Genomic DNA, 26,046 nt, shown 5'->3' on the forward strand with positions numbered 1-26,046 from the left:
GAACGGGTTGGAAGAACCCCATTCCCCTTGCTCGGCGGCGGAATTCACCCGAGTTCCCTACCGCACCGACACGACGATCCTCGAACTGTTCCACGAGCGCGCTTCCGAGGCGCCCGACGCCATCGCGGTCGAGTACGGCGACGAACGGCTCACGTACCAGGAGCTGAACGGAAAGGCCAACGACCTCGCCGCGCAGCTCGCCGCGGCCGGTGTCGGCCACGGCGACCTGACCCCGATGCTGGTGGGCTCCGGTCCGGCCTTGCTGGTGTCCGCGATCGCGCTGATGAAGCTGGCCGCCCCGTTCGTCCCGCTGGACGAATCCTGGCCCGCCTCACGGCTCGATGCGGTACTGCGCCAGCTCGACCCCAAGGTGGTCCTCTGCTCGCCCGCCCTCGTCGGCCGCGCCGGGCCTTCGGCCGATCTCGGCAGGCCGGTGGTCCCGGTCGACACGGGACGCCTGCGGACCGGAGCCACGGCACCGGACGTACCGCGCCCCACCAGCGAGGACCTCGTCTACGGCTTCTTCACCTCGGGCTCGACAGGGGTTCCCAAGTGCGCGCTCAACGCCCACCTGGGCCTGCTGAACCGGTTCCTGACGATGACCCGCCGGTTCGAGGCGGACGGTGGAGTGGTCCTGCAGAACAGCAGGCACGTCTTCGACTCTTCCCTCTGGCAGTTGCTGTGGCCCCTGACCACCGGGTCCAAGGTCGTCATACCCGTCCGCGACGGCATCCTCGATCTCGCCGAGACCGTACGGGTGATCGCCAGGCACGGTGTGACCATGACGGACTTCGTGCCGTCGATCTTCAACACCCTGGTCGCGCTGGTCGACGCGGATCCGCGGCTACGGGCCGAACTGGGCTCCCTGCGGCGGATCCTGATCGGCGGTGAGGAGATCTCCCCCAAGGCCGTTCAGCACTTCCGCCGTCTGATGCCCGGCGTCCACATCACCAATACCTACGGTCCCACGGAGTGCTCCATCGGCTCCGTGTTCCACGAAGTCGGCGACGAGGATCCGATCCCGCTGGGCCGGGCGATCGACAACACCGCGGCCGTCGTCCTCGACGGGGAACTGCGACCGGTCCCGGCCGGCACGGTGGGCGAGATCCACATCGGTGGCGACTGCATGGGGCGGGGCTACCTGGGTGATCCGGAGAAGACCGCAGCGGCGTTCGTCCGCAACCCCCTCCCCGGCATCCCCGGGCCGCTGCTGTACAAGACGGGCGACCTCGGCCGGACCGACGAGAACGGCCTGCTCCACTTCATCGGCCGCCGCGACAACCAGGTCAAGCTGGGCGGGATCCGCATCGAACTCACCGAGGTCGAGGCGGCTCTCACCCAGCACCCCGAGGTGCGCGACGCCAAGGCGGTGATCGCGGGGCCGCCGGACCGGCAGCGACTCGTCGCGTTCGTCCTCGGGACCGGGTCCAGCGCCCTTACCGGTACCGGTACCGCTACCGGCGCCACGGACACGCGGCGGCTGCACGAGCACCTGGCCGCGCTGCTGCCCGCCGTGTCGGTGCCCAAGGAGATCATCGCGCTGCCGGAGTTCCCCCTGACGCCGAACGGCAAGACCGACCGGCGGGCCCTCGTGGGGCTGGCCGAGTCGGAGCTCTCCCGCGCGGGCACGGACGCGGCACCAGCGAACGACCTGGAGCGGCGGATCCACGGCATCTGGGCCGGACTCCTCGGCAGCACGGCGATCGGCACCACCACCAGCTTCTTCGACCTGGGCGGGGACTCGCTCACGGCGCAGCGGCTGGCCGCGGCCTTGCGCACCGTCATGGGACGCACCCTCTCGGTTCGCGAGATCGTCGCGCATCCGACGGTCCGGGCGCAGGCGGCGCTGGCCGGCGGCAAGCCGGCCGAGGCCGGGAAGGCGGTGGTCGGGCAGTTGCTGGCGGACGCTGAGCCGACCGAGGACATCAGACGCGCCCCGGGTACGGCCTGGGCGCCCGGTTCCGTGCTGCTGACCGGGGCCACCGGCTTCATCGGCGCCCACCTGCTGCACGAGCTGCTGACCCGGACCCGCGAGCGGGTGGTCTGTCTGATCCGCGCCGAGCACCCCGACAGCGCCATGGAGCGGATCACCCAGTCGCTGACCCGGTACGGGCTACTGGAGTCGGTCTCGCTCGAACGGGTCGTTCCGCTCGTGGGCGACCTGTCCGCACCGCGCCTGGGCCTCTCCCCGGGCGAGTACGCCGACCTCGCGGCGTCGGTCGCCACGGTGGTGCACAGCGGGGCCATGGTGAACCTGCTGCTGGGTTACGACTCCCATCGTCCGGCGAACGTGTCGGGCACCGCCGAGATCCTGGGGTTGGCCGCCACCGGGCGCCGCAAGCACGTCCACCACGTGTCCACACTGGGGATCTTCCCCGCCGGGGCCCTGGCCGGCATGCCGGTGACCGAGCACACCGGGCCGCTGGAGAGTGCCGTCCCCACCGACGGCTACGCGCAGTCGAAGTGGGTCGCCGAGCGGCTGGTCCTGCGCGCACGCGAGCGCGGGGTGGACTCGTCCGTCTACCGGCTCGGCGAGGTCGGGCCGCACTCGGACACCGGTGTGCCGAGCGAACGCGGGCTGGTCGACGGGCTGCTGTGCGCAGCGGTCGACCTCGGCATGCACCCGCGGACCTCGGTCTCGGTGGACTACACCCCGGTCGACCACATCGCGCGGCTGATCGTCGCGGCAGTGGTCGGGGGACGCGTCGGCGAGACGTACCACCCCTTGCGTCCGGGGGGTTTCGGGCTGGACGAACTGTTCCGGGCCCTCGGCCAGTGGTCGCCTGTCGCGCAGGTCTCGTACGAGGAGTTCTGGCGGGCGCTCGGCAGCAGCGGGGACCACGCGCTCCGGCTGCGGGCGATGCTGCCGGACCCGGAGGAGGCGCACGGGGACGCCCTGGCCCAGGTGTTCGGCGATCCGACGAAGCGGTTCACCACCGAGCGAGCCGACCGGCTGGCCGCGGAGGCGGGGATCACGCACAGGGATCACGCGGCGGTCGTCCAGCGCTGCGCCGCGGGATGCATCGAGCGCGTGCACGGAATGCAGGGAACACGGCCGGGCCTGCCGGTGCCGGTCGTCGACGGAACGGTGGGGGTGCACTGATGCGGTACCGACGGATGGGCCGGCTCGGCCTCGAAGTCAGCGAGGTCGGGTACGGCATGTGGGGCGTCGCCGGCGGCGAGGGCGGCTGGACCGGCGCCGACGACGAGCAGGGCATGGCGAGCCTGCAGTCGGCCGTCGACGGCGGCTGCACGTTCTTCGACACGGCGTGGATCTACGGCCGCGGCCACAGCGAGCGGATGCTCGGCGAGCTGCTGCGGGCCAATCCGGGCCACGAGCTGGCCGTGGCGACGAAGATCCCGCCCAAGGACCGGGCCTGGCCGTCGACCCGCGCGTCGAGGCTGGCCGATGTGTTCCCCACCGAGCACGTGCGCGCGTACACCGAGGAGAGCCTGCGCAACCTCGGCGTCGACCGGATCGACCTCATGCAGTTCCACGTGTGGGAAGACTCCTGGTCCCACGATCCCGCATGGGAGCGGGACGTCGCCTGGATGAAGGAGCAGGGTCTGGTCCGCGGTGTCGGGATCAGCGTCAACCGCTGGGAGCCGTGGAACGTGCTGCGGGCGCTGGAGACCGGGCTCGTCGACAGCGTGCAGGTGATCTACAACATTTTCGACCAGGCGCCCGAGGACGAGCTCTTCGCGGCCTGCGCGAAGTACGACGTGGGCGTCATCGCGCGGGTCCCCTTCGACGAGGGCACCCTGACGGGCACGCTCACCGCCGAGAGCAGCTGGCCCGAAGGCGACTGGCGCAACAGCTACTTCGTGCCGGAGAACCTCATTCCGGCCGTCGAGCGCGCCGACCGGCTGAAGGAGCTCACCCCGCCCGGGACGAGCCTGCCCGAGATGGCGCTCCGCTTCATCCTCGACAATCCGGCGGTCAGCACCGTCATCCCCGGCATGCGCTCGCGCGAGCACGTCCGCACCAACCTGGCCGTCAGCGACGGGAAGCCCCTGTCGGCGGAGCTCACGGCCGAGCTGAAACAGCACCGATGGGATCGCGAACCGACGGAGTGGTCACAGTGAACCGTACGTCCGCCCAGCCTGCCGTGATCGCGCTCTGGGGACCTCCCCGGTCGCTGTCGACCGCGTTCACCCGCATGATGATGGAGCGCGAGGACCTGTACGTCCTGCACGAGCCGGTGTCCAACCTCCTCAGCGTCGGGCACTTCGATGTCGACGGGGTGCGGGTGTACACCCCGGCCGACCTCTTCGACCGCGTCCTGGCCCTCGGTGCGCACCGCACGGTGTTCTTCAAGGACACCACCGAGTACGCGTACCTGCCGTACTTCGACGACCGAGTGGTCCGGGAGATCACGCACACCTTCATCGTGCGGGACCCGGCGGCGGCGCTCGCCTCCCACTACGCGATGAACCCGGGGATGAGCCTCGAAGAGGTCGGTTACGAGCTGCAGGCCGGGATCTTCGACCGGGTGCACACCGCCACCGGCTCCCTGCCGGCGGTCATCGACGCGGCCGACCTGCTCGCCGACCCCGCGCGCGTGGTCGCGGCGTACTGCGAGGTGGTCGGGCTGCCCTATCTGCCGGAGGCCCTGAACTGGTCGCCGGGTACGCGGGGGGAGTGGCAGCGCACCGAGCACTGGCACCGGGACGTCAGCTCCAGCGGATCGTTTCGGCCCAGTGGAAACACGTACGCCGACACGGTCGACAACAACGCGACCCTCGCCCGCTACCGGGACCACCACCAGCCGTTCTACGAGCGCCTCGCGCGGGTACGCGTCGGCGCCGCCCACAGGAGCAGCGTTTCATGAGCACACTCAGCATGTCCGGCGAGCGCGTCGGATTCAGCGTGTCCGAGGGTCTGCCGTCGCGTGCCGTGGCGGTCTGGCTGGCCGAGCAAGGTGTCGAGGTGCACGGGTTCCTCGCGGACATCGGGCAGCGGCCCCGCGCCGACCTGGAGCGGATCGCCGGGGAGCTCGGCCGGGCGGGCGTGTCCACCGAGGTGGTGGACCTGCGCCGGCGGATGGCGGAGTTCTGCCTGGACGTCGTGCGCTGCGGGGCGCGCTACGACGACGGTTACTGGAACACCACCGGCGCCTCCCGGGCCGTCCTGGTCAGCGAGCTGTCGGCGCTCATGGTGGAGCGCGGGATCGGGTCCTTCGGGCACGCATCGGTGCACGGCGGCAACGACCAGCGGCGGTTCTCCGCGTACGTCGCCGCGTTGCGGCCGGGGATGCACGTCTTCACGCCGTGGACGGACTCGCGGTGCGGCGAGACGTTCGCGGGCCGCGCCGAACTGGCCGCCTACGCGGCCGCCCACGGCCTGTCCCTGGAGGGCGACGAGGCGACCCGGTCGCTCGACGGCAACCTGGGCGGGTTCTCGCACGAGGGCCCGGAGCTGGAGAGTCTGACGGCCGACGGCGGGGTGCACCGGGTGCTGAGCGTGGCGGCGCAGGACGCCCCGCAGACACCGGAGCGCTTCGCCCTCGGGCTGCGCGGCGGCCGGCCGGTCGCCGTCAACGGTGCCCGGGCCGGTGCGCTGGAGGTGATGCTGCGGGCGAACGAGACGGGCGGCCGCAATGCGCTCGGCTTCCTCGACGTCCTGGAGAACCGGCTCAACGGCACCAAGTGCCGGGGCGTGTACGAGGCTCCCGGCCTGGACCTGCTCAGCCGCTGCACCCAGCGGCTCTACCAGGCGACCCTGCCCATCGAACACGCCCGCCGGGTACAGGCCCTGTCCGCTGCGCTCGGCGCGGACCTCTACGGGGGGCGGTGGTTCTCGGACGGGGCGGTGGCCGCCCGGGAGGAGATCGATGCGCTGGTCGCCCCGGCGACCGGGACCGTCGAGGTCGAGCTCTACAAGGGCAACGTGTTCCACCGCTCGCTGCGCGACGTACCGGCGGAAAGCGCCGTGCCACGACAGGCCAGGTTCGGGACCGGCGGCTACCGGTGGCAGGTCATGGAGAACAACGAGCGTCAGGAGACCAGTCGTGTCTGAATCCACCGGACTGCGGGAGCGGCTCACCGCCGAGCAGCGGGCGGCCCTGGCCGGGCGGCTGGCCGCCCGGCGCGGCGGCGGCGCGGGCGACCGCATCCCGCGGCGCGATCCGGCTCTGGCCGAGCTCCCGGCCTCCTTCGCGCAGCAGCGGCTGTGGTTCCTGGACCGCCTCGCGCCCGGGCAACCGATCTACAACGTGCCGTTCCTGCTGAGGTTGCGCGGTGAGCTCGACGTCGCCGCGCTGCGCCGGGCCCTGTCCGAGATCGCCGCACGGCACGAGATCCTGCGCACCGGGCTGGTCGAGCGGGACGGCGTGCCCGTCCAGATCGTGCGCGCTCCGGCCGAGCTCCCGCTGCCCGTACGCGACCTCGGCCGCCTCTCCCACGCCGCCCGGGTGCGGGAGGCCGAGCGGTTGGCCCGCACCGAGGCCGCCGCGCCGTTCGACCTCGAGACCGATCCGCTGATCCGCGCCGCGCTGCTGCGGTGCGCGCAGGACGAACACCTGCTGTTGCTGACCGGTCATCACATCGCCTTGGACGGATGGTCGCTGGGTGTGCTGAGCGGCGAACTGTCCGAGCTGTACGGGACCTTCAGGGCGGGTGGGACGCCAGAGCTGGATCCGCTTCCTGTGCAGTACGGCGACTTCGCGCTCTGGCAGCACGCGTGGACGGGCGGCGCCGCCGCGGCCCGGCAGCTCGACTGGTGGAGTGCCAGGCTGGCGGACCTCCCCACACTGGAACTGCCGACGGACCGCCCCCGGCCGGACCATCCCCCGTACGCCGGCGAGCGGCGTGAGTACCGGCTCGACCCGGAGCTGGTGCCCGCCCTGGAGCGGCTGTCGCGCGAGCAGGGCGCCACCCTGTTCATGACCGCGCTGGCGGCCTTCCAGATCCTGATGCACCGCTACACCGCGCAGGAGGACGTGGTGGTCGCCGCCCCGTTCGCGGGACGCACCCGCAGCGAGGTCGAGCCGTTGATCGGCATGTTCGCGAACATGCTGGTGATGCGGACTCCGGTGCGGGGGGACATGACCTTCGTCGAGGTGCTGTCCCACGTGAAGGAGTGGGTGCTCGGCGCCGAGGAGCACCAGCACGTGCCGTTCGAGCGGCTCGTGGAGGAGCTGCGCCCGGAGCGCGACCGCTCCCGCAACCCGCTGTTCCAGGTGTCGTTCGCGTTGCAGAGCGCGACGGGTGCGGGGTTCCGGCTTCCCGGCCTGGAGGTCGAGGAACTGCCGGTCGACTCCGGTACCTCCCGCTTCGATCTCGCGTTCAACGTGGAGGAGCGTCCGTCCGGCTACCACCTCTGGGCGGACTACTCCACCGAGCTGTGGGACGGCGACCGCATCGACCGCATGTTCGGTCACTTCGAAACCCTGCTGCGCGCGGTGCTCACGGGCCGCGACGGCCTCGTCCGCGAGCTGCCGATCCTGACCGACGAGGAACACCGCCTGCTGGTCGGTGAGTTCAACGCGACTGCGCGCGAGTTCCCCGCGGACACCACACTGGACGCGCTGGTGGCACGTCGGGCGGCGGCCCAGCCCGACCACCCGGCGGTGGTGATGGACGGCTCCGCCCTCACGTACGGACAGCTCGACGCGCAGGCGGCCGCTCTCGCCGCCCGGCTGGGCGGCCTCGGTGGTCCCGGGCGGATCGTGGCCGTCTGCCTGGACCGTTCGCCCGCCCTGGTGGTGGCCCTGCTCGGCATCCTTCGCGCCGGCGCCGCCTATCTGCCGCTGGACCCGAACGACCCGCCCGGCCGGCGGGCCGCGCTGCTCGCCGACACCGGTGCGACGGCTGTGATCGCCGCGCCCGGCCACGACCTCGGACTGCCTCCGGAACTGCCGGTGCTGGCGCCGTTGACGGACGGCCGCGGGCAGACCCCGGCGCAGGCCGCCCCGACGCACGGCCCGTCCGACGCCGCGTACGTCATCTACACGTCCGGATCCACCGGCAGCCCCAAGGGCGTCGTGGTGGAACACGCCGCGGCCGTCAACTTCGTCACCCAGATCACCCGGCTGTTCTCGCTCGGCCCCGACGACCGGATGCTTCAGTTCGCCAACCCCACCTTCGACGTGTCCGTGTTCGAGATCTTCGCGACGCTCGTGTCCGGCGGTACTCTCTGCATGGCCTCCCGCGAGACCCTGCTGGCCCCGGACCGGGTCGGCGCGTTCATTCAGCGCTACGGGATCACCGTCATGGACATGGCTCCGGCCGTCATGGCGCTGCTGCCCGCCGACCAGTTCGCCTCACTGCGCATCGTGTTCGTCGGCGGCGAGGCGTTCCCCAGCTCCCTGGTGAACGCCTGGAACCTGCCCGGCCGACGCTTCTTCAACGGCTACGGCCCGACCGAGGCCACCGTGACCTGTGTCGTCCACGAGTGCCAGGGACAGTACGACACGTCCCCGCCCATCGGCCGCCCCATCGGCAACTACCAGGCGTACGTGCTCGACCAGTACGGCAACCCGCAGCCCGCCGGTGTCCCCGGCGAGCTGCACCTGGCGGGAGCCGGCCTGGCCCGCGGTTACCTCAACCGCCCCGAGCTGACGGGTGAGCGCTTCCCCCGCAATCCGTTCGGCGGGCAGGGCGAGCGCATGTACCGCACGGGCGACCTGGTACGGCAGCGCCGGGACGGTGAACTGGTGTTCCTCGGCCGCCTGGACCGGCAGGTGAAGATGCGCGGGCTGCGGATCGAGCTCGGCGAGATCGAGGCCGTGCTCGGGGCGCATCCGGCCGTCAGGCAGACCGTGGTCGAACTCGTCGGCCAGGGAGCCGACGCCCGGCTCGTCGCCCATGTGGTGGCGGACGGCGCGGTCGACACCGCGGCGCTGCGCGCCCACCTGGGGGCTTCGCTCGCCGCGCACATGATCCCCTCGCAGTTCGTATGGCTGGACGCGATGCCGCTGACCTCCAGCGGCAAGGTGGACCACCGGCGCCTGACCGTGCCTGCGCCGGGCGCGGAGCGGGAGGTCGCGTACGTGGAACCGCGCTCGGAGACGGAACGTCTGCTCGTGGACCAGATCGTCGGCGGCCTGCTGCCGGCGGCCGAGGTCGGCGTACTCGACAACTTCTTCGACCTCGGGGGCAATTCGCTCCAGGCCACGCAGCTGGCGGCCCGGATCCGCTCCACCTTCGCTGCGGAGGTCGATCTGCAGGCCGTCTACAGCGCCGGCTCCATGGGCGAGCTCGCGCGCCTCATCGACGAGGCGCGGTCCGAGGCCGACCGGGCCGTCGAGGACGAACGCCGGTCCTACGAGGCAGAGGTGGCCGACTTGACCGACGAAGAGGTCGCCGCGCTGCTCGGCGACGGGGACGAGGAGCCCGGAAATGACTGACATCACCATCGACCCGGCCGAGGCCCGGCAGCGACTCGTCGAACGCCGGATGCGGGCCGCGGCCCGCAAGCGGGCCTCCGAGGAGCGGATCCAGCCCCGCCCCGCAGCCATCACGGGACTGCCCGCGTCCTTCGCCCAGAGCCGGCTGTGGTTCCTCGACCAGTGGAACCCGGGCCGGGCCACGTACAGCATCCCGTTCGCCTTCCGGATCCGCGGCGGCCTCGACGTACCGGCGCTCCGGGCCGCGTTGAGCGAGATCGTCGCCCGGCACGAGATCCTTCGGACGACCTTCGCCTCCTCCGACGGGGTGCCGCTGCAGGTCGTCGGCGATCCGGCGGCGCTGCCCCTGCCGGTCACCGACCTGAGCGGGCTGCCGGATCCCGACCGGGACCGCGAGGCCGCGCGGAGGGCGCGGGACGGTGCCGCACGGGCCTTCGACCTGGCGGCCGGGCCGTTGCTGCGGGCGGAGCTGCTCCGCCTCCGCGAGGAGGAGCACGTCCTGCTCCTGACCTTGCACCACATCGTCTCCGACGCCTGGTCCTTCCGGATCCTGTTCGCCGAGCTCGACGCCCTCTACTCGGCGTTCGCCGAGGAGGCTCCGTCACCGCTGGCCCCGCTGGCCCTGCAGTACGGCGACTACGCCGTATGGGAGCGGCAGCGCGTGCGGAGCGACAGCCTGACCCGTCATCTGGACTACTGGACGGAGCGGCTGGCCGACGTGCCGGTCGTGGAGTTCCCCACGGACCGGCCGCGGCCCCCGGTGCTCAGCGGCGCGGGTTCCCGGATCCGGCTGACCTGGGACGGGGAACTCGCCGAACGGGCCGCGCACTGCGCCCGGGTCAACGGCGCGACCGTTCACATGCTGCTGGTCGCGGCGCTCGCGGGCATGCTGCACGTCCACAGCGGCCCCGGTGACCAGGTGTTCGGCGCGGCGGTGGCGGGGAGGACCCGCACCCAGACCGAGGATCTCATCGGCTTCTTCGTCAACACCCTCGTGATGCGGATCGAGACCGGTGACGATCCGTGTCTGGACACGCTCGTCCAGCGTGCCCGGGGAGCGGTGATCGAGGGCTCCTCGCACCAGGCCCTGCCGTTCGACCGCCTCGTGGAGGAGCTGCGGATCCCGCGTGAGCTCAACCGTAATCCGCTCTTCCAGATCATGATCAGCACGCAGGGCGCCGGCCAGGCCCCCTCGGCGTCGCTGGGTGAGCTGAGCGTCACGGTGGAGCCCGTCGACCTCGACATCGCCAAGTTCGACCTGACGTTCATCTTCACCGAGGCGGCCGACCACCTCGGCGTCGAGATCGAGTACAGCACCGACCTGTTCGACGAGAGCACCGTACGTCTCCTCGCGGACCGCTTCGAGCGGATGCTGCGGGCGATCGTCACCCGTCCGAGGGACCGGCTCGGCAGCGTGGACGTCCTCGGCGAGGAGGAGCAGCGGCAGCTGTTGGGCCTTTCGGCCGCGGAGCCCGCCCCCTGGCCGCAGGAGCCCGTCACGGCCGCTTTCGCCCGCTGGGCCCGCACCACCCCGGACCGGCCGGCCGCCTCCTTCAACGGGCGCACCCTGACGTACGGGGAGTTGGACGCGTGGGCGAACAGGCTCGCGCAGCGACTGACCTCCCGGGGCATCGGCCCCGGCTCACGGGTCGGCCTGTGCACCCCGCGGTCCGTGGAACTGGTCGCGGGCATGCTGGCCATCGTGCGGACGGGCGCCGCGTACGTCCCGCTGGATCCGGCCAACCCGGCCGAGCGACTGGCGTACATGCTGGACGACGCCGAGGTCCAAGCCGTGCTGTTCGAACCGTCGGTCGCGCACGTGCTGCCCCGCGGTTCGTACGTCCTCGTGCCGCTCGACGCCGCCGCGGACCAGCCGGCCCTCGATCCCGGGGTCCGCAACGACCCGGACGACATGCTGTACGTCATCTACACCTCCGGGTCGACCGGCAGGCCCAAGGGAGTCTGCATCTCGCACCGCGCGGTCATGGGCCTGGTCTGGCAGGCCGACTTCGTACGGCTCGGCGCTGACGACGTCCTGGGGCAGGCGTCCAATGCCTCCTTCGACGTGGCGACCTTCGAGGTATGGGGGGCGCTGTGCAACGGTGCCCTGGTCGTCGGAGTGCCGAAGGAGGTGCTGCTGTCGGGACCCGCGCTGCGCGAACACATCGCCGTGCACGGGGTGACCGTCATGAACGTCCCCTCGTCCCTGCTCGGCGTACTCGTCCGGGAGACCCCGGACGTATTCGCCGGGCTGCGGACGCTGCTGTTCGGCGGAGAGGCGGCCGATCCGGTGGCGGTCGCCTCGGTGCTGCGTCGCCCGCCCGGCCGCATGCTGAACGTCTACGGCCCGAGCGAGACGACGACGTTCTCCGTCGCGGGGCTGGTCACGGAGATCGGAGAGGACGACGCGTCCGTGCCCCTCGGCCGTCCCGTCAGCCACATGTGGGTGTACGTGATGGACGCCGAGGGCCGCCTCGCGCCCTTCGGGGCCGAGGGCGAACTCTGGATCGGCGGCATCGGCCTGGCCTCCGGCTACTGGGGGCGGCCCGAACTCACCGCCGAACGCTTCGTGGAGGACCCGTTCCGTCCGGGCGAGCGCGCCTACCGGTCGGGGGACCTCGGGCGCTGGCGCGCGGACGGCGTCCTGGAGTTCTGCGGGCGCATCGACGACCAGGTCAAGATCCGCGGCTACCGCATCGAGCCGGGTGAGATCGCGGCGGTCCTCACCGAACACCCCGCCGTGAGCGAGGCCGCCGTCATCGCACATCGCGACGGCGCGGAGTCAATCCGGTTGCTGGCCTACGTCGTGCCGTCGGGCGCGGAGGACCTGGACGCGGCGGCGGTCCGGCGGTTCGCCGCCGGGCGCCTTCCCGAGTTCATGGTGCCCGCCGCGGTGGTCCTGCTCGACCGGCTGCCGCTGAACGCCAACGACAAGGTCGACAAGGCCGCGCTTCCCGTGCCGGCGGCGGGTGAGGCCGTCGCCGCCGAGGAGTTCGTGGCTCCGCGTACGGCGACCGAGGAGGTGCTCGCCGCGATCTGGTGCGAGGTGCTCGGTTGTGCCCGTGTCGGAGTCAACGACGACTTCTTCGCCCTTGGCGGGCACTCCCTCCTGGTCACCCAGGTCGTGTCCCGACTGGAAACCCGCCTGGGCATCCGGATCCCGCTCCGCACGGTCTTCGAAGCCCCCGTCCTCGAACGCCTCGCGCAGGCGGTGGACCGGCTCTGCGGCGAGAGCACCGGCGCGGCGGTGGCGCCGGCGATCGTCCCGGTGCCCCGGGGGGACACCCTGCCGGTCTCCTTCGCCCAGCAGCGTCTGTGGTTCCTGGACCGGCTGGTGCCCGACAGCGCCTTCTACAACATGCCCGACGGCTTCCGGGTCCGCGGCCCGCTGGACGTCGAGGCGCTCCAGACCGCCGTTGACACGGTGGTCGGCCGTCACGAATCGCTGCGGACCACGTTCGCGGAGTACGACGGCGCCCCGCAGCAGCTCATCCACCCCTCCCTCCCCGTTCCCGTTCGCGTCGTCGAGGCGGCCGACGAGGAGCAGGCGGGTGTGATCACGGCGGCCGAGGTGCAGCAGCCGTTCGATCTCGAACGGGGACCGCTGCTGCGCGTCCTCGTGGTACGGCTCTCGGCGGACGAGTCGCTGCTGCTGCTCACTCTGCACCACATCGTCTCGGACGGCTGGTCCACCGGTGTGCTGTGGGACGAGCTCGCCACCGCCTACGACGCGACCGTGGCCGGCGTTGCGCACGGTCTCCCCGAACTGTCACTCCAGTACGCGGACTTCGCGGTCTGGCAGCGCGCTTGGCTGCAGGGTGAGGTCCTGGATGCGCAGCGGGCGTACTGGCTGGACGCCCTGGACGGCCTGGTCCCGCTGGAACTGCCCGGCGACCGGCCGCGGCCCCCGGTCCAGTCCCACCACGGGGCGGCCCTGGAGTTCTCGGTTTCGGCTGCGACCGCCGACGGGTTGCGGCGTCTGGCCCGCGAGGGCCGTGCCACGCTTTTCATGTGCCTCTTCGGTGCGTTCGCCGCCGTTCTGTCCCGGCTCAGCGGGCAGACGGACGTCGCGCTCGGCTACCCGATCGCCAACCGCAACCACGGTGACACCGAACGCATCGTCGGCTTTTTCGTCAACACTCTCGTCCTGCGTACCGACCTTTCCGGAGATCCTGCCTTCACCGACATCCTCGACCGGGTCAAGGACACGGCCCTCGGCGGGTACGCCCACCAGGACCTCCCCTTCGAAGACCTTGTCGAACAGCTCAAGCCCGAACGGGACCTCAGTCGCAACCCCCTCGTCCAGATCACCTTCCAGCTGCTCAACAGCATTCCGGACGCGGGCTTCGGCGGCGGGCTCGACATGCGGCGCCTGGACACCGGCAACACCGTCTCCCAGTTCGACGTGTCGATGGACATGGTGGATGAGGCCGACCGGCTCTGGGGCTGGATCAACTACAGCACCGACCTCTTCGACGCCGCGACCATCGAGCGGCTCATCACCCGGTTCGTCCATGTCCTCGACGCCGTCGCCGCCGACCCGGGCCTGCGCCTCAGTGAACTCCCCGTGATCGACGCGGCCGAACGGGCCCTGCTCCTCGACACGTTCGTGCCGTCCGCGCTGCCCACGGCACCGGTCCGCGCGCACCAGCTCTTCGAACAGCAAGCCGCCCGCACCCCCGACGCCGTCGCCCTCGTCCACGGCGATGCGTCGTGGACGTTCGCCGAGCTGAACAGCACCGCGAACCGCCTCGCCCGGCACCTCGTATCCGAGGGTGCCGGCCCGGGGTCCCGGGTCGCCTTGTGCACACGGCGCGACATGACCACCGTCGCGGCCATCCTCGCCGTCTGGAAGGCCGGCGCCGCCTACATCCCGCTCGACCCCGACTACCCCGACGCCCGGCTCACCGGCCTGATCAACGACAGCGACCCCCACCTCCTCCTCACCGACCGTGAAACCCGCAACCGCCTCACCGCCCACCACGACCACCGCACCCTGGCTCTCGACGAGCCCTGGGGCGAACACCCAGACCACAACCTCGACCTCCCCGGCGCCCCCCAGGACCTCGCGTACGTCATCTACACCTCCGGATCCACCGGCACCCCCAAGGGCGTCCAGATCGAACACGGATCGGTTGCCCATCTGACGGCCGCCCTGCAGGCGTCCTTCGGGGTGTCCGAGCCCTCCCTCACGGGCACCCGGCTGCGGGTGGCGCACACGGCCCCCTTCAGCTTCGACGCCTCGGTCGAGCAGCTCTCCTGGCTGTTGAGCGGTCACGAGCTGCACCTGATCGCCGACCTCGTCCGGCGGGATCCGGAAGCTCTTGCCGCGCACCTGCGCTCGCAGGCTCTCGACGTCATGGATTCCACCGCGTCGCAGCTGGAACTCCTGATGGCACTCGGCCTGTTCGCCGGGCGGGACGAGGCCGGCCGCGGTCCCGGACCACGTCTGGTGATGGTGGGCGGCGAGGCGATCAGCCCCGCCCTGTGGGCCGCCATGCGCATGACTCCCGGCACCCGTTTCTTCAACCTCTACGGCCCCACCGAATGCACCGTGGATGCCACCGTGCAGCCGCTGGAGTCGGCAGACGAGCGGCCCGCGATCGGCCGGCCGCTGCCGGGCACCCGCGTGTACGTCATGGACTGCGAAGGCCGCCTCGCCCCCATCGGAGTCACCGGGGAACTCTGGATCGGCGGCACCGGAGTAGCCCGCGGCTACTGGGGGCGGCCCGAACTCACCGCCGAACGCTTCGTGGAGGATCCGTTCCGTCCGGGCGAGCGCGTCTACCGGTCGGGGGACCTCGGGCGCTGGCGCGCGGACGGCGTCCTTGAGTTCTGCGGGCGCATCGACGACCAGGTCAAGATCCGCGGCCACCGCATCGAACCCGGCGAGATCGCGGCGGCCCTTGCCGAGCACACCGGCGTCCGCGAGGCCGCCGTCATCGCCCACCAGCGGGACGGTCTCCCTGCGCGCCTCCTCGCGTACGTCGTGCCGTCGGGCGCGGAGGACCTGGACGCGGCGGCGGTCCGGCGGTTCGCCGCCGAGCGCCTTCCCGAGTTCATGGTGCCCGCCGCGGTGGTCCTGCTCGACAGGCTGCCGCTGAACGCCAACGACAAGCTCGACCGGAGCGCGCTTCCGGTGCCCACGGCCGACGACGCGGGTCCGGACGAGAAGTTCGTGGCCCCGCGTACGGCGACCGAGGAGGCGCTCGCCGCGATCTGGTGCGAGGTGCTCGGTTGTGCCCGTGTCGGAGTCAACGACGACTTCTTCGCCCTTGGCGGGCACTCCCTCCTGGTCACCCAGGTCGTGTCCCGACTGGAAACCCGCCTGGGCATCCGGATCCCGCTCCGCACCGTCTTCGAAGCCCCCGTCCTCGAACGCCTCGCCGAGGCCGTTGAGGCACACATGGGCGAGGCTTCCCCGGGCAACAGCAGGGCCGCCCGCCAGATCGTGCGCGTCGAGCGCGGGGCGCCGTTGCCGCTGTCCTTCGCCCAGCAGCGTCTGTGGTTCCTGGACCGGCTGGTGCCCGACAGCGCCTTCTACAACATGCCCGACGGTTACCGGGTCCGCGGCCCGCTGGACGTCGAGGCGCTCCAGACCGCCGTTGACACGGTGGTCGGCCGTCACGAATCGCTGCGGACCACGTTCGCGGAGTACGACGGCGCCCCGCAGCAGCTCATCCACCCCTCCCTCCCCGTTCCCGTTCGCGTCGTCGAGGCGGCCGACGAGGAGCAGGCGCGCCACGAGGCGGTGGCGGAGACCCAGCAGCCGTTCGACCTGGAGCGGGGCCCGCTCCTTCGGGTGACCGTCGTACGGCTGCCCGGCGACGAATGCTTGCTGCTGGTGACGATGCACCACATCGTCTCGGACGGTTGGTCCTCGGGAGTGTTCCTGTCGGAGCTGTCTACCGCCTACTCCGCTGCCGCACGCGGGCAAGCGGCCGTGTTCCCTGAACTACCGGTGCAGTACGCGGACTTCGCGGTCTGGCAGCGCGCTTGGCTACAGGGTGAGGTCCTGGATGCGCAGCGGGCGTACTGGCTGGACGCCCTGGACGGCCTGGTCCCACTGGAACTGCCCGGCGACCGGCCGCGGCCCCCGGTCCAGTCCCACCACGGGGCGGCCCTGGAGTTCTCGGTTTCGGCTGCGACCGCCGACGGGTTGCGGCGTCTGGCCCGCGAGGGCCGTGCCACGCTTTTCATGTGCCTCTTCGGTGCGTTCGCCGCCGTTCTGTCCCGGCTCAGCGGGCAGACGGACGTCGCGCTCGGCTACCCGATCGCCAACCGCAACCACGGTGACACCGAACGCATCGTCGGCTTCTTCGTCAACACTCTCGTCCTGCGTACCGACCTTTCCGGAGATCCTGCCTTCACCGACATCCTCGACCGGGTCAAGGACACGGCCCTCGGCGGGTACGCCCACCAGGACCTCCCCTTCGAAGACCTTGTCGAACAGCTCAAGCCCGAACGGGACCTCAGTCGCAACCCCCTCGTCCAGATCACCTTCCAGCTACTGAGCGAGGCCGATCCGGCCGTAGTCCTCAGCGGATGCGAGGTGACCCGGTTCGAGCGCGGGGAGCTGACCAACCGGTTCGACGTGTCGATGGACATGGTGGATGAGGCCGACCGGCTCTGGGGCTGGATCAACTACAGCACCGACCTCTTCGACGCCGCGACCATCGAGCGGCTCATCACCCGGTTCGTCCATGTCCTCGACGCCGTCGCCGCCGACCCGGGCCTGCGCCTCAGTGAACTCCCCGTGATCGACGCAGCCGAACGGGCCCTGCTCCTCGACACGTTCGTGCCGCCCGCGCTATCCACGGCACCGGTCCGCGCGCACCAGCTCTTCGAACAGCAAGCCGCCCGCACCCCCGACGCCGTCGCCCTCGTCCACGGCGATGCGTCGTGGACGTTCGCCGAGCTGAACAGCACTGCGAACCGCCTCGCCCGGCACCTCGTATCCGAGGGTGCCGGCCCGGGGTCCCGGATCGCCTTGTGCACACGGCGCGACATGACCACCGTCGCGGCCATCCTCGCCGTCTGGAAGGCCGGCGCCGCCTACATCCCGCTCGACCCCGACTACCCCGACGCCCGGCTCACCGGCCTGATCAACGACAGCGACCCCCACCTCCTCCTCACCGACCGCGAAACCCGCAACCGCCTCACCGCCCACCACGACCACCGCACCCTGGCTCTCGACGAGCCCTGGGGCGAACACCCAGACCACAACCTCGACCTCCCCGGCGCCCCCCAGGACCTCGCGTACGTCATCTACACCTCCGGGTCCACCGGCACCCCCAAGGGCGTCCAGATCGAACACGGATCGCTGGTCGGGTTCCTCGGTGCGGACCGTCCGCGGCTGCCCGCATCCGCGGCTGGCGGTCCGGTCCGGACGGCGCACATGGCCCCGTTCAGCTTCGACGCCTCGGTCGACCAGCTCGCCTGGATGATGACGGGGGGCCACGAACTGCACCTGGTGCCCGACGACGTACGGCGGGACACGCACGCTCTGGCCGAGTTCGTGCGCGAGCGGCGGATCGACGTCCTCAGCGTTACGCCCTCGCAGCTCGAACTCCTGATGGGGATCGGCCTGTTCTCTGATGTGGAGGACGGCGAGACCGGCCCGGCGCCGCGTCTGGTGATGGTGGGCGGCGAGGCGATCAGCCCCGCCCTGTGGGCCGCCATGCGCATGACTCCCGGCACTCGATTCTTCAACCTTTACGGCCCCACCGAATGCACCGTGGAAGTGACGATCCACGCCTTGGATACGGCCGACGAGCGGCCCGCGATCGGCCGGCCGCTGCCGGGCACCCGCGTGTACGTCATGGACTGCGAAGGCCGCCTCGCCCCCATCGGAGTCACCGGCGAACTCTGGATCGGCGGCACCGGAGTAGCCCGCGGCTACTGGGGGCGGCCCGAACTCACCGCCGAACGCTTCGTGGAGGACCCGTTCCGCCCCGGCGAGCGCGTCTACCGGACCGGCGACCTCGGACGCTGGCGCCCGGACGGCGTCCTGGAGTTCTGCGGGCGCATCGACGACCAGGTCAAGATCCGCGGCCACCGCATCGAACCCGGCGAGATCGCCGCCACGCTCACCACACTCCCCGGCGTCCGCGAGGCCGCCGTCATCGCCCACCGGCAGGACGGTCTCCCTGCGCGCCTGCTCGCGTACGTCGTCCCCTCCGCTGCCCGGGAGCCGGAAGGTGCGGGAGCCGGTTCCGGGCAGGAGGACGCGGCAGCGCGGGACCGTGTCGAGAAGTGGCGCTCGGTGTTCCAGACCACCCACGCCGAGCTGAACGACCGCAGCAGCGACTTCGACATCTCCGGCTGGACCAGCAGCCTTACGGGTGAGGAGCTGCCCGCGGAGGAGATGCGCGACTGGGTGGAGGAGACCGTCTCCCGGGTCCGGGCCCTGCGGCCGCGACGGGTGCTGGAGATCGGTGTCGGCACCGGACTGCTGCTGTGGCGGCTGGCGCCGGACTGCGAGCGCTACGTGGGCACGGACTTCTCCGCCACCACCCTCGAAGGGCTGCGTTCCCGGCTGGATCAGCGCCCCCTCGACGGCGTGGAGCTGATGCACCGCGAGGCCACCGACCTCTCCGGTTTCGGCCCGGGGGAGTTCGACTGCGTGATCGTCAACTCCGTGGTGCAGTACTTCCCGGACGAGTCGTATCTGCGCGAGGCCCTGTCCGCGGCGCTCGGCGTGCTCTGCCCGGGCGGCCGGCTGTTCGTGGGCGACGTCCGCCACCTGGGTCTGCTCGATGCCTTCCACCTCGACGTGGCCGCCGCGCGGACGGCGGGCGGTTCCCGCAAAGTGCTCCACCAGGAGTTCCTGCGGCGCCGCGAACAGGAGAAGGAACTGGTGCTCTCCCCGGCCTGGTTCGAGGAGTTCGCCTCCGCGCACGGACTTGCGGGGGTGTCCGTCGCACCGAAGGCGGGGGCCTACGACAACGAGCTGACCCGCTACCGGTACGACGTGGTGCTGGCGTCCGAAGCGGCCTGCGCACCCACCGGGTCGGCCGACTGGCACGACTGCGCCCGGCGGCCCGTCACCCTGGCGGACGCCCGTGAGCGACTGGCCCGGGAGGGGCGGCTGCTGCTCACCCGGGTCCCCAATGCCCTGGTACGGGATTCCGCGCGGCGAGCCGCCCAGCTGCTCGGTGAGGACACGTCAGCCGCGGCCCCCGGGCCCCTGTCGGTGACCGCACTGGCCGCGTTGGCGGCCGAGCAGAGTCTGCCGGTGGCCTTCAGCTGGCGGGCCGGCCACCCGGAGGGCGCCTTCGACGTCGTCATCGGGCCGGACGCCGGACCCGAGGTCTTCCCGGCCCCGCCGTCGGTGCCCGAGGGTCCCACCGCCAACGACCCCGGAGCCCGGGACGGAGTCTCCGACCTCGGCGGCGCCCTGCGGGAGGAGCTGGCGCGGCTGCTGCCCGAGTACCTCGTGCCGGACGCGGTGATCGCCGTACCGGCCCTGCCGCTCACCCTGAACGGGAAGCTCAGGACGGAGGCGCTGCCGCTGCCCGGTGTCACGGCGGGGGCGGTCGCGCCGAGCACCCCGGCCGAGCGCTTGTTCGCCGGTCTGTGGTCAGAGGTGCTGCAGCTGACGGGCATCGGCGTGCACGACAACTTCTTCGACCTCGGCGGCAACTCGCTCGTCGCCACCCGGGTCATCGCCGGGGCCGCCCGGGCAGGCGTCCGCATCTCCCTCAAGGACCTGTTCCAGAACCAGACCATCCATGAGCTCGCGACCCTCTGCGGTCCCGCCGGGCCCGGAGAGGACCACTGACATGACACTAGCTGCACTGGACCGCGCGGAGCACACGCACACGCTTCCCCGGTTCGCACTGGACGAAGCGGAACGCTCCCGGACTCGCGAGCTGGTCGCCGGCCTGGCGTCACTCGTCGGCGAGGACCGCGGCGAGGCGGCCATCACCGAGGCACGGACGGCCGCGCGGAGGCTTCCCCCGCGGCTGCTGGCCGCCCTCGACGAGATGCGCCTGTGGGAGCGGCCCGGCGGGCTGCTGATCACCGGCTACCGCGTGGACGACGAAGCCATCGGCCCGACGCCGCCCGGGTGGCGTTCCGTCACCCGGCGGCTGGCCGACGAACTGCTGCTCCTGCTGCTGACCTCGCCGCTCGGCGAGCCGTTCGCCTGGACGACCCAGCAGAACGGCCGGCTCGTGCACGACATCCTTCCCGCTCCCGGGGACGAGGACGTTCAGCTCGGTTCGAGCAGCGCGACGGAGCTGCTGTGGCACACCGAGGACGCCTTCCACGAGATGCGGTGCGACTATCTCGCCCTGCAGTGCCTGCGCAACGACGACCGGGTCGGTACGACGTTCGCGCTGCCCGACCTGGCCCGGCTCTCGGAGGGGGCCCGGCAGGCCCTGTTCGAGCCGCGGTTCCACGTACTGCCGGACGACTCGCACCTGAGCGCGCGCAACCCCGGGCGGCAGGTGACCGACGAACTCGCGCGACAGTTCGAGGACGTGGAGCAGCGGCTGAACGCCCCGGAGCCGGTGTCCGTGCTGTTCGGACCGCAGGATCGGCCCTACCTGCGGATCGATCCGGCATACATGTCACCGGTACCCGGCGACCAGGGTGCGGCGCTCGCCCTCGCCGAAGCTTACGAACTGGTCGAGAGCAGCCTTCAGTCCATCGCGCTCGCCCCCGGCGAGGTGCTGCTCCTCGACAACTTCCGCGGCGTGCACGGCCGCCGGCCGTTCCGTGCCCGCTACGACGGCAGGGACCGCTGGCTCAAGCGCGTGAGCGTCACCCGTGACCTGCGCCGCCAGCGGGTGACCACCGCCGACTCGACCTCGTGGATGGTGTGACGTGTTCACCGCTTTCCGACAGCCTCTCGTCGAAGATCTCCGCATCGTGTGCCTGCCGTACGCGGGCGGCAGCGCCAACGGCTACCGCCCGTGGGTCGGGCGCATCCCGGACGCCGACATCCTGGCGGCCCGGCTGCCGGGCCGGGACAGCCGCTTCAACGAGGCCCCCCTGACCCGTTTCGAACCCCTTCTGGAGCATCTTCTCGAAGAGCTCCTGCCCTATCTCGACGGGCGGTTCTGCCTGTTCGGGCACAGCATGGGCGGCCTGCTGGCCTACGAGCTGGGCCGCCGTCTGGAGGCGCTCGGCCTGGCGCCGGAGCGGGTGATCGCCTCCGGGACCGCCGCGCCGGGCCGGGTGTCCCGGCCGCGCCGGTTCGCCGGAGCACGCGGACCGGCGGAGCACGCATCAGCCGGGTCTGCGGAGCGCGGCGCCCCCAGGGCTGCGGACGCCGCGGCGCCCGACGACGGGTCCCTGCTGGCCGCGCTGCGGGCCGACCAGGCCGCCCCGGAGGAAATCCTCGCCAACAAGGAACTGATGGCTCTGCTGCTGCCGATCCTGCGCGCCGACCTGGAAGTCGTCGCCGACTACACCTACGATGCCTCGGCTCCCGCTCTGCGCGCGCCGCTGCACCTCTACTACGGCCAGGACGAGGTGGCCGATCCCGCGGCGCTGCTGGCGGAGTGGGCGCCCGCCGCCGAGGCCGCGGCCGAGCTCCACGGGTTCCCCGGCGGTCATTTCTTCGTCGATTCGGCCCGCGAGGCCGTGTTGCGCAGGCTCGCCCTCGACGTTTCGTCCCGCAAGGAGGCGGTCCTGTGACCACCGTGGCAGCCGACCACGTACAGCGGCCGACGGCGACGGATCCGGCCGCGGATTCGGCTCCGGCGTCGGCGTCGGAGAGTGGGATCCGCGCCGAGGTGCGCGCCTTCCTGGCGTCGCCGGACGCCGCGGAGGTGCTGGCCGGGCTGGGCCGGCTCCCGGTCGGTGAGGAGCCCGGGCACTCGGAGATCTTCCGGATGCTCGGGGAACGGCGCTGGCTGGCGGCCAACTGGCCCACCGAGTACGGCGGTCTGGGGCTGAGGGCGGTGGACGCGGCCGTGGTGGCGGAGGAACTGGCCCTCGCCGGCGTGCCGGACGTCGCGCACGTGCTGAGCGTCGACATCGTGGGCCTGTTCGTCCTGCTGGCCGGAACCGAGGAGCAGAAGGCCCGCTATCTGCCGCCGTTGGCCCGGGGCGAGCACATCGCCGCGGTGCTGTACTCAGAACCCGGCATCGGCTCGGACCTCGGCTCCCTGCGTACGACCGCAGAGCGCGAGGGTGATGCGTGGCGGGTGACCGGGCGCAAGATCTACAGCCAGAAGTCGCAGTTCGCCGAGATCAGCTTGTGCGCCGCGCGCACCACGGACGAGAACGGCACCGGCATCACTCTGTTCATGATCGACATGTCCGCGCCGGGCGTTCGGATCGCACCCATCTGGAACGCCACCGAGGAGCGCTTCGACGACGTCACCCTGGACGTTCGCGTGGGCGACGACGCGGTGATCGGTCCCGTCCACGCCGGGTTCGGCGTCCTGAACACGGTGCTGGCGCTCGAACGAACCGGCATCGACTACCAGGGGCGGGTCCGCCGCTGGTTCGACGCCGTCCGACGGGTGGCCGAGCAGTCCGGGCTCGGCGGGGACGAGACGCTGCACGGGCGCATCACCGCTCTCGACACCCGGATCCGGGCGGGCCGGCTGCTGGCGTACGAGGCGGTGGCGGCGATCGACTCCGGAGCGGTGGACCCGGTGGTGTCCGCGCGGGCCAAGTGGTTCAACACCGAGCTCGCTGCGGAGGTCGTGGAACTCGGCCTGGACGTGGCCGGCCTCGTCGGCACGGCCACCCGCTGGGACGGGGAGCAGGGCTGGCGAGAAACGATCGAAAGCATGTACCGGGAGAGCCCGCAACTGACCCTCTCCGCAGGGACGTCGGAAGTGATGCTCAAGGTCATCGCGACCCTGGGCCTGGGAATGGAGGGCTGAGCGATGGACTTGGACCAGCTGGAACCGTTGCTTCGCGCGCGCTTCGCGGGGTTCACCGCCGAGCACACCCCGCCGCTGCCGTCCCACCCGGCCGACCTGGCCGCCGTACCGCCCGCTGCCCCGCCGGCCGGGACGTGGCCGGCTCTGGTGGAGCGCGGCGCCCTGTCGCTGCTGACACCGCGCCGGTCCGGCGGCCTCGGGCTCGGGGACGTCGCCGTGACGGTGGTCGCGGAACTCATGGGGGCCGCGGGGTTTCCCGCCGGACGCTACCTCGACACCCTGCTCGGGCTGGAGATGCTGCGCGGCTGCCGTCCGTCCGAGGAGCGGGACCGCCTGCTCACGGAGGTCACCGCGGGGCGCCGCGCCATCGCCGTGGCCCACCGGGACGACGCCGGCGGCCGGTCCCCGGAGCGGCCTGCGCCGTGGCCGTCCTGGGAGCAGCGGGGCGAGCACGTGGTGGTGAGCGGGCGGCGTACCTTCGTGGAGTCCGCCGACGAGGCCGACACCCTGCTCCTGGTCGGGTCCGGTGCGCCGGGGATAGCCCTGCTGCCCGCGGATTCCCCCGCGCTCCTCTTCGACGCAAGGTCCACGCTGGGCAGCCGTCGGCTGTTCGACCTCGACGTGTACGAGGCCACGCTCTCGCCGTCGCAGGTACTGACCGTCGGTACGGGCGCGGCCGGCGACCTGGAGCGGCTGTGGACCTCAGTACTGGCTCGGGCCCGGATCTGGCAGGCCGCATACCTGACGGGGCTGGCCGCCGGCGCGCTCGACGCCGCGACCGGGTACGCGAAGAACCGCAGGCAGTTCGGCCGGCCGCTGGCCCGCTTCCAGTCGATCGCGTTCCGCCTCGCGGCCAGCAGCGCCCGGGTACACGCGGCGCGGCTGCTCGTACGGGACACCGCGGCCCGTGCCGACGCCGGCCAGGACGTGCGGGCTGCTGCGGCCGAGGCCCTGGCCCTGGCGGCGGAGCTGAGCCGGGCGGTGACTGCGGAATCGGTGCACTTCCACGGCGCCTACGGGATGACCCTCCAGTGCACGGCTCAGCGGTACCTGCGCGATGCCGGCATGGAAAGCGTGTGGCTGGGTGTCGTCCCGGAACTACGCCGGCAGACGCGTACACCCGCCTGAACGGCCCGGGCGTGGGGCGTTCCGCGCACCGGGACGCCCTGCGTCGGCGGTGCTCCGCGGACGGCTGTCTCGCCCTGCCCGCGCTCTTCAGCCCGGCCGGCCTGGAGACGCTCGCCGCGGAAGCGCGAAGGCTGGAGGCCGACGGCGGCGTACGGCGCGACTTCCGTATGCCCTGCACGGCGGACAGCCCTCGGCACATGACCACGCTCGGGGGGCAGCGGATCGCCCACGCCTCACGGGTCATCACGAGCCTGTACGGGGACCGGGACCTGATGCGGCTGCCCTCCCCGCTGCTGGGCGACGCCGTCGTGGCCGGGCACGACCCCGTCGAACGGCACGCGGCGACCTCGCCGCGCTCGACGTCCCCGGCGCTCGGCGGGCGCACCACCGGCCCGGCGACGGCTACCTCCCGTTCAGCGACCGCACGCCCCACCGGGTCACCCCGCTCACGCGTCCCGGGGTCCGGCGCACGGTGTTCGACTTCGCCTACACCACCCCGGGCCGACAGGACGCGAGGACACCGTCCGCCTCGCTCCTCTACGACTGAGGACCGCGTGCCGGTCCCCGCGCCCGTCCCGGTTCACTTCGAGGGCTGGTCGCCTCGGTCGTCCTGGAGCATGTGGCGGCGTTCCTGTTCGCGCTTGGAGTACGCGGCTGCCCGGATCGCCTCGTCGCTCTCCAGGCCGGATCCCAGTGCGCCGCCCACGGTGGCGACCGAAGCGACGAACCACGACAGCGTCAGGTACTCCGTGGCGTGCAGCGGGGCTCCTGTCGCGGAATGGAACACGCGGTCGTTGACGATGAAGAGCGCCCACACCAAGTTGATGACGATCAGGCCGCCGTAGCAGACGAGCACCCCGATGCCCACGGTCAGCACCGTCGAGGCGTTGTAGAGCCGCGCCCGCTGCCTCGCCTCCGGCGAGCGCTCACTCGATCGATGCCACAGCTCCCCGTCCACGATCAGCCAGCCGATCATGACCCAGACGGACCCGACCATGGCGATGACGAGGCGCGGCGCGCTGAGGGCTTCGGCCAGGCTCCAGGTGGTGGAGTTCACGGTGGCGACCGCACCCGTGGCGAGCGCGGCCGCCAGGGCCTTCGACAGGCCCGGCACCAGCCGCCACGGCCGGTTGGCGCGGACCATACCGGCGAGCACCCTCAGGTAACCGCGCACCCCGCTGATCACGTAGCGGAGATCGGTGGTCTCCTCCTCACCGACCGGGCTCCGGTGGATGGGCGTGAGACGACCGGCAAAGGGCCCCATGAGGGGCTGACTCCGCGGACGTCCTTCGTCCCCGGAGGCCCGCGCACCCGCCAGACCGAGCACGGTTTCTTCCACGGCCCGCAGGGCCCTCGTCTGGAGCCGCAAGCCCCCCAGCGGAGGAAGGGACAGCAGCGCCAAGCCGTGCTCGTGGCTCAGTTCCACCACCACCTTGCGCCCGTGCGAGTGCAGCGGAAGATCGGTGAGGGCCACGATGACATCCCAGTTCTCCGCATCTCCGCGGTCCACGATCCGGCGCATCAACGTGGGCAGGTCCTCCGTCCCCGAGGTGAAGGGCTCGCTGACCACCTCCACGTCGAACCGTCGCCCGGGGCCCGCTTTGTCGGCGAGCCGAGCGGGAAGCAGCCGGGCCATGCGCTGCGCGATCTCCGTCGGCGCATCCGGATCTGCCAAGAGGGCCACGACCGTCACGCCCTGAGACGGCTCCCGCATGGCC

At 71.8% G+C, this 26,046-nt stretch carries 11 protein-coding genes and 1 pseudogene; 11 read left to right on the plus strand and 1 reads right to left on the minus strand.

Annotated elements, in window-relative coordinates; all coding sequences use genetic code 11:
- The first annotated feature begins 7 nt into the window (after positions 1-7).
- The 11 genes and pseudogenes from ACZ4M3_RS04310 to ACZ4M3_RS04360 form a co-directional block, all read left to right on the plus strand.
- Complete coding sequence (locus tag ACZ4M3_RS04310; protein WP_467730022.1) at positions 8-3,103, plus strand: non-ribosomal peptide synthetase; 3,096 nt, start codon at positions 8-10, stop codon at positions 3,101-3,103.
- Positions 3,103-4,086 carry an aldo/keto reductase gene (locus ACZ4M3_RS04315; protein ID WP_467730024.1) on the plus strand — a complete coding sequence of 328 codons (984 nt, stop codon included), beginning with the start codon at positions 3,103-3,105 and terminating at the stop codon, positions 4,084-4,086. Before ACZ4M3_RS04310 ends, ACZ4M3_RS04315 begins: the two co-directional genes overlap by 1 nt.
- Complete coding sequence (locus tag ACZ4M3_RS04320) at positions 4,083-4,832, plus strand: sulfotransferase-like domain-containing protein (RefSeq protein ID WP_467730026.1); 750 nt, start codon at positions 4,083-4,085, stop codon at positions 4,830-4,832. Before ACZ4M3_RS04315 ends, ACZ4M3_RS04320 begins: the two co-directional genes overlap by 4 nt.
- The gene (locus ACZ4M3_RS04325) at positions 4,829-6,019 is read left to right on the plus strand and encodes an argininosuccinate synthase domain-containing protein (protein WP_467730028.1); all 1,191 of its coding nucleotides are present in this window, start codon (positions 4,829-4,831) and stop codon (positions 6,017-6,019) included. Before ACZ4M3_RS04320 ends, ACZ4M3_RS04325 begins: the two co-directional genes overlap by 4 nt.
- A complete protein-coding gene (locus tag ACZ4M3_RS04330) occupies positions 6,012-9,350 on the plus strand; it encodes a non-ribosomal peptide synthetase (protein WP_467730030.1) in 3,339 nt (1,112 codons plus the stop codon). The genes ACZ4M3_RS04325 and ACZ4M3_RS04330 overlap by 8 nt, the downstream gene beginning before the upstream one ends.
- Entirely contained in the window at positions 9,343-20,133 is a 10,791-nt protein-coding gene (locus tag ACZ4M3_RS04335) for a non-ribosomal peptide synthetase (RefSeq protein WP_467730032.1), read from the plus strand. The genes ACZ4M3_RS04330 and ACZ4M3_RS04335 overlap by 8 nt, the downstream gene beginning before the upstream one ends.
- Position 20,134: 1 nt before the next feature.
- Positions 20,135-21,181, plus strand: coding sequence for a guanitoxin biosynthesis L-enduracididine beta-hydroxylase GntD (gene gntD, locus ACZ4M3_RS04340; RefSeq protein ID WP_467730034.1), 1,047 nt, complete (start codon positions 20,135-20,137; stop codon positions 21,179-21,181).
- 1 nt (position 21,182) lies between these two features.
- Complete coding sequence (locus ACZ4M3_RS04345) at positions 21,183-21,998, plus strand: thioesterase II family protein (protein ID WP_467730035.1); 816 nt, start codon at positions 21,183-21,185, stop codon at positions 21,996-21,998.
- Positions 21,995-23,200, plus strand: a complete 1,206-nt coding sequence (locus ACZ4M3_RS04350; RefSeq protein ID WP_467730037.1) for an acyl-CoA dehydrogenase family protein — start codon at positions 21,995-21,997, stop codon at positions 23,198-23,200. Before ACZ4M3_RS04345 ends, ACZ4M3_RS04350 begins: the two co-directional genes overlap by 4 nt.
- Positions 23,201-23,203: 3 nt before the next feature.
- Entirely contained in the window at positions 23,204-24,328 is a 1,125-nt protein-coding gene (locus tag ACZ4M3_RS04355; RefSeq protein WP_467730039.1) for an acyl-CoA dehydrogenase family protein, read from the plus strand.
- Between the two features lie 11 nt (positions 24,329-24,339).
- Positions 24,340-24,585, plus strand: a pseudogene (locus tag ACZ4M3_RS04360) (HalD/BesD family halogenase); the annotation flags it as partial.
- 323 nt (positions 24,586-24,908) lie between these two features.
- On the opposite strand, the gene ACZ4M3_RS04365 reads toward ACZ4M3_RS04360, so the two are convergent.
- Positions 24,909-26,042 (minus strand): hypothetical protein, encoded by a 1,134-nt coding sequence (locus ACZ4M3_RS04365; protein ID WP_467730041.1) that lies wholly within the window; start codon positions 26,040-26,042, stop codon positions 24,909-24,911.
- Positions 26,043-26,046: the final 4 nt, after the last annotated feature.

The sequence above is a fragment of the Streptomyces sp. NPDC026522 genome (genome assembly GCF_055567555.1).

What these genes read in the sequence shown, in the direction of transcription:
- ACZ4M3_RS04315 (WP_467730024.1), top strand. Translation starts at nt 3,103, where the DNA reads ATGCGGTACCGACGGATGGGCCGGCTCGGCCTCGAAGTCAGCGAGGTC.
- ACZ4M3_RS04325 (WP_467730028.1), top strand. Translation starts at nt 4,829, where the DNA reads ATGAGCACACTCAGCATGTCCGGCGAGCGCGTCGGATTCAGCGTGTCC.
- ACZ4M3_RS04335 (WP_467730032.1), top strand. Translation starts at nt 9,343, where the DNA reads ATGACTGACATCACCATCGACCCGGCCGAGGCCCGGCAGCGACTCGTC.
- gntD (WP_467730034.1), top strand. Translation starts at nt 20,135, where the DNA reads ATGACACTAGCTGCACTGGACCGCGCGGAGCACACGCACACGCTTCCC.
- ACZ4M3_RS04355 (WP_467730039.1), top strand. Translation starts at nt 23,204, where the DNA reads ATGGACTTGGACCAGCTGGAACCGTTGCTTCGCGCGCGCTTCGCGGGG.
- ACZ4M3_RS04365 (WP_467730041.1), bottom strand. Translation starts at nt 26,042, where the DNA reads ATGCGGGAGCCGTCTCAGGGCGTGACGGTCGTGGCCCTCTTGGCAGAT.